Here is a 14,768-nt window from a genome sequence, read left to right as displayed (position 1 = left end):
GGAAGTCGGCCCGCCCGACTTCCTGCGCCCGGCCCGCGCCCCCGGTTTCCCCGGCACCCGCAGGACGACCGGGCATACCGTCGAGTAGGGTCCGACGGCGAGCGGTAGCACCGCCCACCGGGTCGCTCGGAACACCCGAAGCGCCCGGAACATCCCGAACTCCCCGTGCACCCGGCCCGCCCGGAACCCCGGGAGCCCGGGAGCCCACACCGTCCACCGCCCCGGCGAGGAGCAGCACCATGTCCGACCTCCTGCAGAACACGCGCCCCGCACCCGAGGTGCTGGCGGCGTTCGAGGCCGCGACCGGGTTCATGCCCGTGGACGAGGGCCTGGCGCTGTACGCGGCGGCGGTGGAGTCCGCCCGCCGCACCGGGCGGCCGGTGCTGGAGATCGGCACCTACTGCGGCCGGTCCGCGATCCTGCTGGCCGCCGCGGCCCGGGAGACCGGCACGGTGGCGCTGACCGTGGACCACCACCGGGGCTCCGAGGAGCAGCAGCCCGGTTGGGAGTACCACGACACGACCCTGGTGGACCCGGAGGTCGGGCGGATGGACACCCTCCCCCGGTTCCGCCGCACCCTGCACGCGGCCGGCCTGGAGGAGTACGTGGTCGCGCTGGTCGGCCGCTCGCCGCAGATCGCGGCGCTGTGGGGCGGACAGGTCGGCCTGGTCTTCATCGACGGCGGCCACACCGACGAGCACGCGACCGGCGACTACGAGGGCTGGGTGCCGCACCTCGCGCCGGAGGGCCTGCTGGTGGTGCACGACGTCTTCCCCGACCCGGCGGACGGCGGACAGGCGCCCTACCGGGTCTACCTGCGGGCGCTCTCCGAGGGCTTCGAGGAGGTCTCGGTGACGGGCTCCCTGCGGGTGCTGCGTCGCACCGCCGGCTGACCCCCACCGCCGGCTGACCCGCGCCGCCCCTCCCGGTCCCCGTCCCTCCGCCTCCGGGGACCACCGGCCACCCGCTGCGGGATCCCGCCGTTACCTCCCGTCCGCGCGGTCCCGGCCGGTCCACGAGATCCCCGGACCCGCCCCACAGGCGATCACGGATGCTCTAACGTCGTGCCGGGGCTGTGGGGCGGGGGCTCGAACGGTACGGTGTCCGCGCGGCGCGTCGGCCATCACGGCGGCGCCGCGACCGGCACCGCTGCGGCACCGCGGCGGGCGCCAGGAGCCGGCGACAGCGGCACAGCACCAGGCAGAGCATCGGGCAGACGGTGGGGGCTAGCGCAATGACGGACCAGCACAACACCGCTCCGGCGGTCTGGGACCCCACCGCGCGCGGTGGGGCGGGCGGCTGGGTGCGCGGCCCGCAGGGCGCCGCCCCCGCCCAGCCCCAACCCCCGGCCCAGCCCCAGCAGCAGCCCCCGCAGCAGCAGCCCCGGCCGGCTCCCCCGGCCGCCGCCCCGACGCCCCCTCCCGGCCCGCAGCAGGCCCCGGCCGGCGGCGTCGGCGACCAGGGCCCCCCGCTGGGCGCCCGTCCCTACCTGGCCGCCGCTCCCGGCTACGACGCCCCGACCGCGCCCGCCTTCCCCCGCGCCGCGCCGCCGTCGGCACCGTCCGCGCCACCGGCCGCCCCGACCGGCCAGGGCTTCCCTAGCCACGCCACCCCGCAGAGCCAGGGCCAGGGCGGCTACGGCTACCCGCAGCCGCCCGTCTCCCCGGGAGGCCCCGCCCAGCCCCCGCCCGGGTACGGCGCGCCGTACCCCCAGGCCGCGCCGTACGGCCACGGCGGCCCAGGCGGCCCCGCCCCGGACCTGTACGCCCAGGCCCCGGGAGGCTACGGCCAGTACCCCGGCCAGCCGGACTACCCGGCCGGCTACGAGGACCTCGACGACGACGAGGACCGGCGCGGCAACAAGCGGGCCCCGCTGCTGATCGCGTTCGCCCTGCTGATCGTCGTCGCCCTCGGCGGAGGCATCCTCTGGGCGAAGCAGGACAGCGGCTCCCCGTCCGAGAAGGCCGCCGGCCCCACCCCCTCGGCCACCGAGACCACCGCCGGCGGGAACCCGCAGCCCGCCCCCGTCCCGAGCGGTTCGGACGCCGCCCCCAGCACGGCCGCCACCGACCCCGCCTCGGCGAGCCCGAGCGCGAGCCCGTCCGCCGGCGCCCCCGGACCGGGCGCGCAGACCCAGGCCAAGTCGCTGGACGAGCTGCTGGCCCGGGGCGAGGGCGCGAAGGCGCCGATCGGCAGCGCGGTCGCCAAGGTCAACAGCTGCCCGTCCAAGGCCGACATCGAGAGCGCGGCGCAGGTCTTCGACACCGGCGCCAAGCAGCGCGACCAGCTCCTCGCCGACCTCGGCAAACTCACCGTCACCGACGTGCCCGGCGGCGCCGACGCGGTGCAGTCGCTGAAGTCCGCCTGGCAGCTGTCCGCCGACATCGACCGGGCGTACGCCGCCTGGGCCCGTACGGTGGCCGGCCAGGGCTGCTCCGGGTCGGCCCCGAACACCGCCGACAAGAAGCACGCGGACGAGCTCAACCCGCAGGCCACCCAGGCGAAGAAGGACTTCGTGACGAAGTGGAACGCGATGGCCGGCACGTACGGCCTGACCGCGCGCACCCAGGACAGGATCTGAACCACCCGTGACCCGCACCACCCAAGGCCCCGTCGGCCCCACCCGCCGGGCCGACGAACCGCCCCGCCGCTCCACCCTGCTGCGCGCCACCACCGCGGCGGCCGTGCTGGTGCCGCTCAGCCTGGCCGGCTGGCTGGGCTGGCAGGCCGTCAGCTCCGACAGCCCCTCCGCCGCCCCGACGACCCGCGCCGCCGAGGCCGCCGCCCCGCCGGCCGGCTCGCCCACCGGGTCCCCGGCCGCCACGACAGGCACCCCGCCGGCCACGGCACCGGCTACGGCAACCCCCACGGCACCCACCACGCCGCCGGCCACGCCGCCTGTCACGCCGCCCGCCACCGCGGAGGCGACCACCCCCGCCGTCCCCGGCGGGCAGCCCATGGCCGCCACCACCCTCACCGGCCGCACCGTGCTGCTCGACCCCGGCCACAACCCGGGCAACTTCAAGCACACCACCGAGATCAACCGCCAGGTCGACATAGGCAACGCCCGCAAGGAGTGCGACACCACCGGCACCTCCACCAACGCCGGCTACACCGAGGCCGAGTACACCCTCGACGTCACCCGCCGGGCCCGGGAGATCCTGGTCGCCCGGGGCGCCACCGTGGTGCTGGCCCAGGACGCCGACAGGGCGTGGGGTCCGTGCATCGACGAGCGGGCCCGGGCCGGCGCCGCCGCACACGCCGACGTCGCGCTCTCCGTGCACGCGGACGGCGGCCCGGCCGGCGGCAGCGGCTTCCACGTGATCATGCCCGCCAAGGTGGTCGCCGGTAAGGCGGACACCTCCGCGATCGTCGCGCCCTCGCACCGCCTCGGGCTGCTGCTGCGCGACAGCTTCCACACGGCAACCGGCGAGCCGTACGCCGACTACGTCGCCAGCCAGGGCCTGGACACCCGCTCGGACCTCGGCGGACTGAACCTTTCGTCCGTCCCCAAGGTGTTCATCGAGTGCGGTAACATGCGCAACTCCGCGGATGCCAAGCGGATGACGGACCCTCAGTGGCGCCAGCAGGCGGCCCAGGGAATCGCGGACGCGCTGACGGCGTTTCTGACCACGCGGTAGACGGCCCGGCAAAGGGGTCAGGACCGCGCAGTTTGCAACGACTTCGCCCCATTCCCGAGCCCGCTGTGCACCGACGGGGTGGTTGGCCCTAGGCTCTTGGTCCGTTCGGGAGTTTCCCGGCCGGTCAGCCGACCGCGAAGATCGCCGTCCACGACACACCAACGAGGGGAACGTTAGTGAATCTGCGCGCTCTCACCAGGGGAGACGCCGCCGTCGCAGGTGCGGCCGTCCTGCTCTTCATCGCTTCATTCCTGCCGTACTGGACCGTGGACTGCAGCGGCAGGTACTGCGGCGACACCTCGCAGAACGCCTGGGACAGCGTCCTGTTCCCCGTCCTGCCCTCGGTCTTCCTGCTCGGCATCCTTGCCGCCGTGCTGATCCTGGTGCAGCGCTTCCAGGGAGCCGCCGCCGCCAACCGCCAGGTGCTCGGCCTGCGGCTGGACCAGTGGGGCATCGCCTTCGCCGTCGCCGCGCTCTGGACCTCGATCTGGTCGCTGGGCGGCGGTCCGAAGGGCCTCGACCACGGCTTCGGCGCTTGGCTCGCCGTCATCTCGCTGCTCCTGCTCGCGGGTGCCGCCGCGGCCGGCCCGCTGGTGCCCGCGCTGCAGGCTCCGCTGGTCACCGACAAGCCGGCCGCCCCGCAGGGCTACCCGGGCGGCTACCCGAACCCGCAGGTCGGCCAGCCGGGCCAGCCCGGCCAGTACGGCTACCCGGCCGCCGGCCAGGACCCGAACCAGGCCCCGGCCTTCGGCGGCCAGCCCGGTGGCTACGGCTACCCGGCGGCCGGTCAGCAGCAGGACGCCGCGGCTCAGCAGGCGGCGGCCCAGCAGGCGGCCCACCAGGCCGCCCAGCAGGCCCCGGCGCCCGCCCAGGCCCAGGCCGCTCCGGTGCCGTCGCCGGCCCCCGCGGCCGACTTCGCGCCGTTCTGGTTCGCCGTTCCCTCGCCGCGCCAGCTGGCCCCGAAGGACAACCCGGTCGGCGCCCCGGTGGGCGACCTCGTCCCCGGCACCTGGTACCTGGCGGTCGAGCAGCGCGGTACCGCGCTGGTCGCCCAGCTCCAGGACGGCACCCAGGGCGTGCTGGCCGACACCTCGGGCATCCAGCGCGGCTGACGCCCCGCTCCCTGTACGGCGAAGGGGCGGGACCGGATCACTCCGGTCCCGCCCCTTCGCCGTGTGCGCCCCCGGCGGGGTCGCTCAGCAGCAGTCCTGGACCACCAGTCCGGCCGGCAGCTGCTCGCCGCCGAAGACCGCGACGGTGGCCGGGTCCCCGCCGAGCGCGGCGACCGCCAGCAGCAGCGCCCCGGCCGTCCAGGTGGTGCGTTCCTCGGGCCAGATGGCATCGTCCTCGAAGACGTACCCCGTCCAGTACGAGCCGTCGGTGTGCCGCAGCCGCTGGATCCAGCGCAGGATCTCCACCGCCCGGTCGGACTCGCCGACCGCCCAGAGCGCCATGGCCAGCTCGGCGCTCTCCCCGCCGGTGACCCAGGGCCGGTCGCTCACGCAGCGCACGCCCAGGCCGGGGACGACGAAGCGGTCCCAGTCCCGTTCGATCCGCGCCACCGCGGCCGGGCCGCGCAGCGCGGTGCCGAGCACCGGGTAGTACCAGTCCATCGAGTAGCGGTCCTTGTCGAGGAACCGCTCGGGGTGGTGCGCGACGGCGTGCCGCAGCCGACCGGCCGCCAGCTCCCAGTCGGGCTGCGGCTCCTCCAGGTAGTCGGCGATGGCCAGACCGCAGCGCAGCGCGTGCAGGATGCTGGAGGAGCCGGTGAGCAGCGCCTCGTCGGGCGCGCCGCCCTGCTCGTCCACCCGCCAGGAGATCGGACCGCCGGGCAGCCGCAGGCCGACGATGAAGTCCAGCGCGCGCCTGACGACGGGCCAGACCCACTCCAGGAAGGCGTCGTCGCCGGTGCTGAGGTGGTGGTGCCAGACGCCCACGGCTATGTACGCGCAGAAGTTGGTCTCCTTGGACGCGTTGGAGACCTCCCCGTCGGTGTAGCCGGCGTACCAGGAGCCGTCGGGGTTCTGGTTGTCGGCCAGCCAGCGGTACGCGGCCTCGGCGGCGGCGTGCTCGCCCGCGGTGTCCAGGGCCATCGCGGCCTCGGTGTGGTCCCACGGGTCGAGGTGGTGGCCGGTGAACCACGGTATGGCGCCGTCGGCGCGCTGCTCGGCGAGGATGCTGCGGACGGTCCCGGCCGCCTGCTCGGCGTCGAGCACCCCGTCGAGCAGCAGCACCTCGGGGACGGCGGCGGTCACGCCACCCCGCCCGGTGCGCGGTTCGGCTTGGAGGCGTAGGCGACGAAGCTCTTGCCGATGACGGGGTTGAGGGCCTTCTCGGCGGCCTTGGTGAGGGTGCTGATCACCGGGGTGCCGACGATGTCCCAGACCAGCAGCTGGTGGTAGGCCTTGACCGGCAGCGCCTTGTCGTTGTCCACGCCGACCGCGCACTTGATCCACCAGTACGGCGAGTGCAGCGCGTGCGCGTGGTGGGTGCCGTACGGCTCCAGACCGGCCTCCTTGAGCCGGTCGAGCAGTTCGTCGCCCCGGTAGATCCGGATGTGGCCGCCCTCGACCTCGTGGTACTCGTCGGAGAGCGCCCAGCAGATCTTCTCCGGCAGCCAGCGCGGCACGGTCACGGCGAGCAGGCCGCCGGGCTTGAGGACCCGGAACATCTCGTTGAGCACGCCCTTGTCGTCGGGGATGTGCTCCATCACCTCGGAGATGATGATCTTGTCAAAGTACTCGTCCTCGAACGGCAGGGCCAGCGCGTTGCCCTCCATCGCGACCGCCGACGCGCCCTCGGGGGCCTCACCGGCCTGCTCCATGGCGGCGAACCACTTCCTGACCTCGGCGATCTCCTCGGTGTTCTGGTCGAGGGCGATCACATTGGCCCCGCGCCGGTAGCACTCGAACGCGTGCCGGCCCCCGCCGCAGCCCAGGTCGAGCACCCGGTCGCCGGGGGCGAGCGGGAAGCGCGAGAAATCGACGGTCAGCACTGCGGGCTCCCATTCCTTTGGTACCAGACGTTTGTGACGCTGCGCCGGACGAGCGTACGGCGCTGTCGGCGGCGGCCCGGACGAACGTCCGGCGCCGGCCGGTGGCGGCTCAGGGGACGTAGCGCCAACCCGGTCCGGAGCGGGCCCGCCGCCCGACCCCGGTGGCGATGGCCGCCCGGTAGCCCTCCGCGGTCAGCTCGGCCGCCCGCTCCCAGGTGAACCGGGCGAGTACCCGCTCCCGGCCGGCCGCGCCGAGCTCCGCGCGCAGTTCCGGGTCGTCCAGCAGCCGCCCGAGTGCGGCCGCCAGGGCGTCCGCGTCACCGGGCGGCACCGCGAGACAGGTCTCGCCGTCCGGGCCGGCCACCTCGGGGATCGCCCCGCCGGTGGTGGCGACCAGCGGGGTGCCGGTGGCCATCGCCTCGGCGGCGGGCAGCGAGAAGCCCTCGTACAGGGACGGCACACAGGCCGCCTCCGCCGAGCGGTACAGGTCGACGAGCTCCTGGTCGGTCAGGCCGCTGCGGAACTCGATGTACCGCTCCAGGCCGAACCGGCGCACCGCCTCGGTGACCGGACCGGCCTCCTTCTGCGGCTTGCCGACCACCACCAGGTGGGCGTCCCGCTCGGTGCGGACCTTGGCCAGTGCCTCGACCAGGTGGACCAGGCCCTTGAGCGGCACGTCCGCGCTGGAGGTGGTGACGATCCGTCCGGGCACCCGGGCGATCTCCTCGGAGGGGGACCACAGCCGGGTGTCGGCGCCGATCGGGACCACCGAGATGCTGTCGGGCGCGGCGCCCAGGTGCTCGGCGATCTCGGTCTTGGAGCTGCCGGAGACGGTGATGATGTGGTCCAGCCGGGCGGCCACCCGGCGCTGCATCCGGGTGAACGCGTACCAGCGGCGCAGCGAGAGCCGCCGCAGCGGGGTGGGGGCGGCGTCCAGCTCCAGCCGCCGGTCCACGGTGATCGGGTGGTGGATCGTGGTGACCAGCGGGAACCCGTGCCGGGCCAGGCCGAGCAGCCCGTAGCCGAGGGTCTGGTTGTCGTGCACCACGTCGTAGCGGCCCTTGTGCAGGGCGAGGTACTGGCGGGCGCGCAGCGAGAAGGTCAGCGGCTCGGGGAAGCCGCCGGTGCGCATGGTGGCGTACTCCAGCACGTCCACCAGGCCCCGGTACTCGCCCACGGCCGGGGTGCGGAACGGGTCGTCGCTCCGGTAGAGGTCCAGGCTCGGCAGCTCGACCAGGCGGACCGAGCCCGGCCCGTCGACCTCGTCGAGCACGGGGTACGGCTGGGCGCCGATCACGTCCACGTGGTGGCCGAGGCGGGCCAGCTCGCGGGAGAGGTGCCGTACGTACACGCCCTGGCCGCCGCAGAACGGGTCCCCGCGGTACGACAGCAGGGCAATCCGCAGCGGCTGCGCGGTCATCCTCGGCCCCCATCTCGGCTGCATCTGTGGTTGCTGTCCATGACTGTGATCCATGCCTCTGATCCGTGCCTCTGATCCGTGCCGGTGTTCCACGGCTGCGGTCCTCGGCTGCGGTCTTCAGCTGCGACCGGCGGCTGCCATCGCCGCCGCCGGTCGCTAAAGTAGATCAGGTTTCAGTGTGGTGTGGAGCTCGTCATCGACCATGTGAACAATGAGAGACCTCGAAGATACCGGCCCGTAGCTTGCCGTCAGGAGCCAGGGCTGGTGATTCACGCCACGCCGCGGCCTGGTGATTCTCGCCACGCCGCACTCCTGCGGAATCCGCCGGTCCCGCCGGTCCTCCGCACGCCCGGTCCGCCCTGCCCGTCCTGTTGGAGCACACCGCCACCCGCGCCCCGGGAGCACCCTTGCCGTCGCCCGTGACCCCCGCGAACCCCACGCCCGCCGTGCCCGCCACGCCCCCGGCGGCCGCGCGCCCCGCACGCCCGGCGCGCCCCGCCGATCCGCCGCTGACCGCCCGGCAGACCGAGCGCCGGCGCCGGATCCTGCGGGCCGCGACCGCGCTGGCCGCCCGGGGCGGGTACGAGGCGGTGCAGATGCGGGAGGTCGCGGAGGGCGCCCAGGTGGCGCTCGGCACGCTGTACCGGTACTTCCCCTCCAAGGTGCACCTGCTGGTGGCGGTGATGCTGGAGCAGTTGCAGGCCCTCCAGGAGCAGGTGCGGCGGCACCCGCCGACCGGGCCCGACCCGGCGCCGCGGGTCGCCGAGACCCTCACCCGGGCGTTCCACGCGCTCCAGCGCGAACCGCTGCTGGCCGAGGCGATGGTGCGGGCGCTCTCCTTCGCGGACCGCTCGGTGGGCGCCGAGGTCGACCGGGTGAGCACCACCACGGCGCAGCTGATCCTGGACGCGATCGGCCAGTCCGGGCCGCCCTCCGAGAGCCAGCGCGCCGCCGTCCGGGTGATCGAGCACACCTGGCACTCGGCGCTGGTGGCCTGGCTGTCGGGCCGTGCCTCGATCGCAGAGGTGCGGGCCGACCTGTACACCGCGGCCCGGCTGCTCACGCTGCCTGACTGAAACCTGTTCCTGTGCGGTGCGGTCGGGCGCCGCGGGTACGGCGGCTAAAGTCGACGGGCACGACAAATCCATCCGTTTCTCCTCCGGGGAAAGCCGGTGCGACTCCGGCACTGACCCCGCAACCGTGAGCCCGGTGCCCTGCGGCCGGGTGAGTCGGAGTGCCCGGGGAGAGGCGAGCGGCCACCCCGGGCGCACCGGCGCCCGGCACCGTCGAGGTCTACGGAACGGCCCGCCCGGGCCGGCACACCGCTCACCGAAAGGCGCACCTCCACCATGCTCACCGCCGCCCGCCTGGGCGCCGCCACGCTGTCCGCCGCCCTGCTGGCCGGCGCGGCCGCCGCGCCGGCCCTCGCCGACACCCCCTCGCCCACGGCGCCCGCGCCCACCGCCGCCGCTCCGAGCGCCGCCGTCCCTGAAAGCCTGTACGGCAAGGGCGACCCGACCTACGACGGGGTGTGGCGGCAGTCGCTCGCCCTGACCGCGCTGGCGAGCGCCAAGGTGGTGCCGGCCGACTCCGCCGTCTCCTGGCTGACCGGGCAGCAGTGCGCGGACGGCGGGTGGCCGTCGTACCGGGCGGACACCGCCGCGGCCTGCGACCCCGCGACCGAGGACAGCAACGCGACGGCCGTCGCGATCCAGGCGCTGGTCGCGCTCGGCGGGCACCAGGACCCGGTGGACAAGGGCGTCCAGTGGCTCAAGGCCAACCAGAACGCGGACGGCAGCTGGGCCTACAACCCCGGCAGCCCCGGTGATGCCAACTCCACCGGGCTGGCCGTGAACGCCCTGTTCGCCACCCGGACCGACCCGGCGGCCGTCGCCAAGGCCGGCCGGAACGCCTTCGACGGGCTGGCGCTGTTCCAGCTCGGCTGCACCGCGCCCGCCGACCAGCGCGGCGCGTTCGCCTTCCAGCCGGACGCGGCGGGCGCGCTCGCCGCGAACGCCCTGGCCACCGGGCAGAGCGCGCTGGCGGCGGCGGGCGGGAAGCTGCCGGTCGTCAACGCCAACCGGTCCGACGCCGCGCCCAAGGCGCTGCCGTGCGCGGACGGCTCCACCGAGAAGGCCGTACCGCGTGCGGACTCCGCGGAGGCGGTCGGCGCGTACCTCACGGCGCAGCTCGCGGCGGGCGGACAGCACCTGACGCTGAGCAACCCCGGCGCGGCGCCGACGCCCGAGTACACGGCCACCGCCTGGGCGGCGCTCAGCCTGGTCCAGGGCGGGCACCCGCAGCAGGCGGGCGGCGCGGTGGACTGGCTGGCCAAGGAGGGCGGCGCCTGGACGAAGGGCGGCACCGACGCCTCGGCCACCGCCACCCTGCTGCTGGTCGCCCAGGCGGCGCAGCGCAACCCGGCGGACTTCGGCGGCAGTGACCTGGTGAAGCAGCTGACGGCCCTCGGCCCGGCGCCGAAGGCGGTCGGCGCGAGCTCCAGCGCCGCTCCGGCGAAGCCGGCGAAGAAGGACGGGGGCCTCTCCCAGTACTGGCTGCTCGGCGTCGGGCTGCTGATCGGCATCGGCGGTGGCCTGGTGCTGAGCCTCCAGCGCAAGCGCGGCCCGAAGCTGTGACCACGCCGTCCGGCTCGCGGGCGGCGGCGTCCGCGGCCCGGGCGTCCGCCTCGCGGGCGGGGGCGGCCGGGGCGGGGGCGTCGCGGGCGTCTGCGGCCCGGCTGCGGCAGGCGCCGCGCAGTGCAGCGGGCCGGGCGCCCCTTCGCTCGACCGTTGTGGCCGTGCTCGTAGGGCTGCTGGCCGGAGTGTCCGTGGTCGGCGCGGCGCCGGCGCAGGCCGCCGGGTACCGGTACTGGTCGTTCTGGAAGTGGTCCGGCGACACCTGGACATACCAGCAGCAGGGCCCGTCGGTGCACGTCCCGCCGGACGGCAGTACGGACGGCTGGCGCTTCGCCGTCAGCCCGGACGGCGGACGGGACGCGGCCCGACCCGGGGCGCCCGGGGACTTCGGCGCGATCTGCGCGGACACCCCCGGGCAACCGGGGCGCAAGCGGGTCGCCGTGGTGCTGGACTTCGGCACCGGCGCCGACGCCCCCTCCGGCGAGGCCCCGCCCGGACCGCGCACCGCGTGCGCCCGCGTGCCCGCCTCCGCCACCTCGGCGGAGGTGCTGGCCGCCGTCGCCCCACCCCTGCGCTACGACACCAACGGGCTGCTCTGCGCCATCGCCGGCTACCCGAAGGCCGGGTGCGGCGACCAGCTCGCGGACGGCGGATCGGGCGGGGGGTCCGGCGGGGGAACGGGCGGGGGCACCGGCAGCCCGGGCACCGCGCCGGGCGGCTCGGGCGGCTCCGGAAGCTCCGGCGACGACCCGGGTGCCGGTCCCGACATCGGCCTGATCGCGGGCGGCGCACTCGTCGCCGCCCTGGCCGCCGGGGCCGTCTGGCAAGCGCGCCGCCGCCGGGGCTGAGCAAAAAATATGTGGACCGGTCTACCTATTCACGAGGGCCTCACCCGAGCCTCGTATACCGACCGGTCTACATATCCCGAATATGCCGACCGATCTAGCTATTCCTCGGCGCCCACCAGGCCTGCCCACATCAACAGCCCTGCCCGCACCAGCCGTCATGCCTATGTAGACCGGTCTACATATACCGACCGGTCTACATATTCCCACCACCCGACCTACCGGCCTCTATGTAGACCGGTCCACTTATAAAGACCGGTCTACATAAAACCGCGGCACCCGGAGTGGGAAGTCGGCCAGCCTGACTTCCCACTCCGAACCCCTCCCGCCCCGACCTGGACCCCTCCCCGTGACCACACCCCGTGCCCCCCGCGCCCCGCGCCCGCCGCGCCCACCGCGCGCGCCACGCACCCCCCGCACGCCACGGGCCACCCGCCCGCCCGCCGGCCCCCGGCAGCTGCACCCCGGCGCCTGGTGGCTGTGGGCACTCGGCCTGGGCGCGGCCGCCACCCGCACGACCAACCCCCTCCTGCTGCTCCTGCTGGCCGCAGTCGCCGGCTACGTCGTGGCCGCCCGGCGCGGCGACGCGCCGTGGTCCCGCTCCTACGGCGCCTTCCTCCGGCTCGGGCTGCTGGTACTGGGCATCCGGATGCTCTTCGCCGTCCTGCTCGGCTCGCCGATCCCCGGCACGCACGTCCTATTCACCCTCCCCGAAGTCCCGCTGCCCGCCTGGGCGCAGGGCGTGCGGATCGGCGGCCGGGTCACCGTGGAGGGCCTGCTGGCCGCGCTGTACGACGGGTTGCGGCTGGCCACCCTGCTGGTCTGCGTCGGCGCCGCGAACGCCCTGGCCAGCCCCGCCCGACTGCTGCGCGCCCTGCCCGGCGCCCTCTACGAGGCCGGGGTGGCCGTCGTGGTGGCGATGACCTTCGCGCCGAACCTGATCGCCGACGTCCAGCGACTGCGCGCCGCCCGCCGGCTGCGCGGGCGCACCGACCGGGGTATCGCCGCCGTGCTGAGCGTCGGAATCCCCGTTCTGGAGGGCGCGTTGGAGCGCTCGGTCGCACTGGCCGCCGCGATGGACACCCGGGGCTTCGGCCGCACCGCCGACGTACCGCGACGCCTCGCCCGGGCCACCGCCGCCCTCACCCTGGCCGGCCTGCTCGGGATCTGCCTCGCCGCGTACGGGCTGCTCACCGCCGGCGGCACGGGCTGGGCGCTGCCGGTCCTACTGCTCGGTCTGGCCGCCGCCTTCACCGGCCTGCTGCTCGGCGGCAAGCGCTCCATCAGAACCCGCTACCGACCAGACCCCTGGGCGCTGCCCGAATGGTTGACGGCCGGTTCCGGCGCCGCCGTGGCCGTGCTCACCATCTGGCTGTCCTCCCGCGACCCGGCCGCCTTCGCACCCACCGTCGTCCCGCCGACCGCCCCCACCCTGCCGCTGGCCGCCGTCCTCGCCGTGCTGGTCGGTCTGCTCCCGGCCTTCGTCACCCCGAACCCGCCCCGGAGGGCCTCGTGATCACCTTCGAGCAGGTCTCCGTCCAGTACGCCGACGCCGCGACGCCCGCTCTGAGCGGAGTCGACCTGACCGTCCCCGAGGGCGAACTCTGCCTGCTGGTGGGCCCGTCCGGCTCCGGGAAGTCCACCCTGCTGGGCACCGTCAGCGGCCTCGTCCCGCACTTCACCGGCGGCGCGCTGCACGGCCGGGTCACCGTCGGCGGCCGGGACACCCGCGAGCACCGCCCGCGCGAACTCGCCGACCTGGTGGGCACGGTGGGCCAGGATCCGCTGGCGCACTTCGTCACCGACACGGTCGAGGACGAACTCGCCTACGGCATGGAGTCCCTGGGGCTCCCGGCGGACGTGATGCGGCGCCGGGTCGAGGAGACGCTGGACCTCCTGGGCCTGGCCGATCTGCGCGACCGCGCACTGGGCTCGCTCTCCGGCGGGCAGCAACAGCGCGTCGCCATCGGCTCGGTGCTCACCGTCCACCCGAGCGTCCTGGTCCTGGACGAGCCCACCTCCGCACTCGACCCCGGCGCCGCCGAGGAGGTGCTGGCCGTCCTGCAGCGCCTGGTGCACGACCTCGGCACCACCGTCCTGATGGCGGAGCACCGGCTGGAGCGGGTCGTCCAGTACGCCGACCAGGTCCTGCTGCTGCCCGGCGGCGGTGCGCCCCCCGTCCTCGGCGAACCCGCCGAGGTGATGGCCCACTCGCCCGTGCACCCGCCCGTGGTCGGCCTCGGCCGACTCGCCGGCTGGCACCCGCTACCGCTCTCCGTCCGCGACGCCCGCCGCAAGGCCGGCCCACTGCGCACCCGTCTCGACGGCCGCCGCCCCACCGAGACACCCCGCCAGCCCGCCGCGACGCCCCACCGACCCGCCGCGACACCCGGCCAGCCCGCCGACACACCCCGCGGAGCCCCAGACGCACCCCGCCGGTCCCCCGAGCCGATCGCCGTCGCCGACCGGCTGGCGGTGCGGCGCGGTCCCGTCCCCGCCCTGCGCGGGGTCGACCTCACCCTGCACGCCGGCGAGATCACCGCGCTGATGGGTCGCAACGGCGCGGGCAAGTCCACCCTCCTCGGCGCCCTGGTCGGGCTGCACGCCCCCGCCGCCGGCACCGTCCGGGTCGGCGGCCTCACACCCCACCGCACCCGCCCGGCCGAACTGATCCGCCGGGTCGGCCTCGTCCCGCAGGACCCGCGCGACCTGCTGTACGCGGAGAGCGTGGCCGCCGAGTGCACCGCCGCCGACTCCGACGCGGGCGCCGACCCCGGTACCTGCCGGGCCCTGGTCGAACGGCTGCTGCCCGGCATCGCCGACGCCACCCACCCGCGCGACCTCTCCGAGGGCCAGCGGCTCACCCTCGCCCTGTCCGTCGTCCTCGCCGCGCGCCCGCCGCTGATCCTGCTCGACGAACCCACCCGCGGCCTGGACTACGCCGCCAAGGGCCGACTGGTGGAGATCCTGCGCGGGCTCTGCGCCGACGGCCACGCCGTCCTGCTCGCCACCCACGACGTCGAACTCGCCGCCGAACTCGCCCACCGCACGGCGATCCTGGCCGAGGGCGAGATCGTCGCGGACGGCCCGACCGCGGAGGTGGTGGTCTCCTCCCCCGCCTTCGCCCCGCAGGTCGCCAAGATCCTCGCCCCCTTGCCCTGGCTCACCGTCCACCAGGTCGAAGCGGCCCTCGCCGACGGGGAGCCCGCATGACCCCGCCGCCCCGTCGCC

Annotated in this window: 12 protein-coding genes and 1 riboswitch; of the genes, 9 read left to right on the top strand and 3 right to left on the bottom strand. The window is 75.4% G+C overall.

Annotated elements, in window-relative coordinates:
• The first annotated feature begins 239 nt into the window (after positions 1–239).
• The 4 genes from ACGFZP_RS01500 to ACGFZP_RS01485 all read left to right on the top strand — a co-directional run bounded on the left by ACGFZP_RS01500 (position 240) and on the right by ACGFZP_RS01485 (position 4,753).
• Positions 240–893 carry a class I SAM-dependent methyltransferase gene (locus tag ACGFZP_RS01500; protein WP_392927434.1) on the top strand — a complete coding sequence of 218 codons (654 nt, stop codon included), beginning with the start codon at positions 240–242 and terminating at the stop codon, positions 891–893.
• A gap of 341 nt (positions 894–1,234) precedes the next feature.
• Complete coding sequence (locus ACGFZP_RS01495) at positions 1,235–2,581, top strand: hypothetical protein (protein WP_392927432.1); 1,347 nt, start codon at positions 1,235–1,237, stop codon at positions 2,579–2,581.
• 7 nt (positions 2,582–2,588) lie between these two features.
• The gene (locus ACGFZP_RS01490; protein WP_392927430.1) at positions 2,589–3,641 is read left to right on the top strand and encodes an N-acetylmuramoyl-L-alanine amidase; all 1,053 of its coding nucleotides are present in this window, start codon (positions 2,589–2,591) and stop codon (positions 3,639–3,641) included.
• Positions 3,642–3,817: 176 nt separating this feature from the next.
• Positions 3,818–4,753 carry a hypothetical protein gene (locus ACGFZP_RS01485; protein ID WP_392927429.1) on the top strand — a complete coding sequence of 312 codons (936 nt, stop codon included), beginning with the start codon at positions 3,818–3,820 and terminating at the stop codon, positions 4,751–4,753.
• An 84-nt stretch (positions 4,754–4,837) separates the two neighbouring features.
• Here ACGFZP_RS01485 and ACGFZP_RS01480 read toward each other — a convergent pair whose 3' ends face one another.
• From ACGFZP_RS01480 to ACGFZP_RS01470, 3 genes are all read right to left on the bottom strand, one after another.
• Entirely contained in the window at positions 4,838–5,896 is a 1,059-nt protein-coding gene (locus ACGFZP_RS01480) for a prenyltransferase (protein WP_392927427.1), read from the bottom strand.
• A complete protein-coding gene (locus ACGFZP_RS01475) occupies positions 5,893–6,636 on the bottom strand; it encodes a class I SAM-dependent methyltransferase (protein WP_387940142.1) in 744 nt (247 codons plus the stop codon). Before ACGFZP_RS01475 ends, ACGFZP_RS01480 begins: the two co-directional genes overlap by 4 nt.
• 109 nt (positions 6,637–6,745) lie before the next feature.
• Positions 6,746–8,056, bottom strand: a complete 1,311-nt coding sequence (locus ACGFZP_RS01470; RefSeq protein WP_392927425.1) for a glycosyltransferase family 4 protein — start codon at positions 8,054–8,056, stop codon at positions 6,746–6,748.
• 446 nt (positions 8,057–8,502) lie between these two features.
• On the opposite strand from ACGFZP_RS01470, the gene ACGFZP_RS01465 reads away from it, so the two are divergent.
• The 5 genes from ACGFZP_RS01465 to ACGFZP_RS01445 all read left to right on the top strand — a co-directional run bounded on the left by ACGFZP_RS01465 (position 8,503) and on the right by ACGFZP_RS01445 (position 14,750).
• Positions 8,503–9,132 carry a TetR family transcriptional regulator gene (locus tag ACGFZP_RS01465; RefSeq protein ID WP_392928296.1) on the top strand — a complete coding sequence of 210 codons (630 nt, stop codon included), beginning with the start codon at positions 8,503–8,505 and terminating at the stop codon, positions 9,130–9,132.
• Between the two features lie 86 nt (positions 9,133–9,218).
• Positions 9,219–9,296, top strand: a riboswitch (cobalamin riboswitch).
• 109 nt (positions 9,297–9,405) lie between these two features.
• Positions 9,406–10,692: a prenyltransferase/squalene oxidase repeat-containing protein gene (locus ACGFZP_RS01460; RefSeq protein WP_392927424.1), complete on the top strand. Its 1,287-nt coding sequence runs from the start codon at positions 9,406–9,408 to the stop codon at positions 10,690–10,692.
• A 155-nt stretch (positions 10,693–10,847) separates the two neighbouring features.
• A complete protein-coding gene (locus ACGFZP_RS01455; RefSeq protein ID WP_392927422.1) occupies positions 10,848–11,540 on the top strand; it encodes an SCO2322 family protein in 693 nt (230 codons plus the stop codon).
• A 346-nt stretch (positions 11,541–11,886) separates the two neighbouring features.
• Positions 11,887–13,053 (top strand): CbiQ family ECF transporter T component, encoded by a 1,167-nt coding sequence (locus ACGFZP_RS01450; protein ID WP_392927420.1) that lies wholly within the window; start codon positions 11,887–11,889, stop codon positions 13,051–13,053.
• Positions 13,050–14,750, top strand: coding sequence for an ABC transporter ATP-binding protein (locus ACGFZP_RS01445; protein WP_392927419.1), 1,701 nt, complete (start codon positions 13,050–13,052; stop codon positions 14,748–14,750). The genes ACGFZP_RS01450 and ACGFZP_RS01445 overlap by 4 nt, the downstream gene beginning before the upstream one ends.
• Positions 14,751–14,768: the final 18 nt, after the last annotated feature.

It is taken from the genome of Kitasatospora sp. NPDC048239 (assembly GCF_043202015.1).
Taxonomy (GTDB): Bacteria; Actinomycetota; Actinomycetes; order Streptomycetales; family Streptomycetaceae; genus Kitasatospora.
This window is presented reverse-complemented; position numbering and strand designations above follow the sequence as displayed.

Bases quoted from the DNA above. Each gene is read 5' to 3' on its own strand.
- ACGFZP_RS01500 (WP_392927434.1), top strand. From the start codon at position 240: ATGTCCGACCTCCTGCAGAACACGCGCCCCGCACCCGAGGTGCTGGCG.
- ACGFZP_RS01495 (WP_392927432.1), top strand. From the start codon at position 1,235: ATGACGGACCAGCACAACACCGCTCCGGCGGTCTGGGACCCCACCGCG.
- ACGFZP_RS01470 (WP_392927425.1), bottom strand. From the start codon at position 8,056: ATGACCGCGCAGCCGCTGCGGATTGCCCTGCTGTCGTACCGCGGGGAC.
- ACGFZP_RS01460 (WP_392927424.1), top strand. From the start codon at position 9,406: ATGCTCACCGCCGCCCGCCTGGGCGCCGCCACGCTGTCCGCCGCCCTG.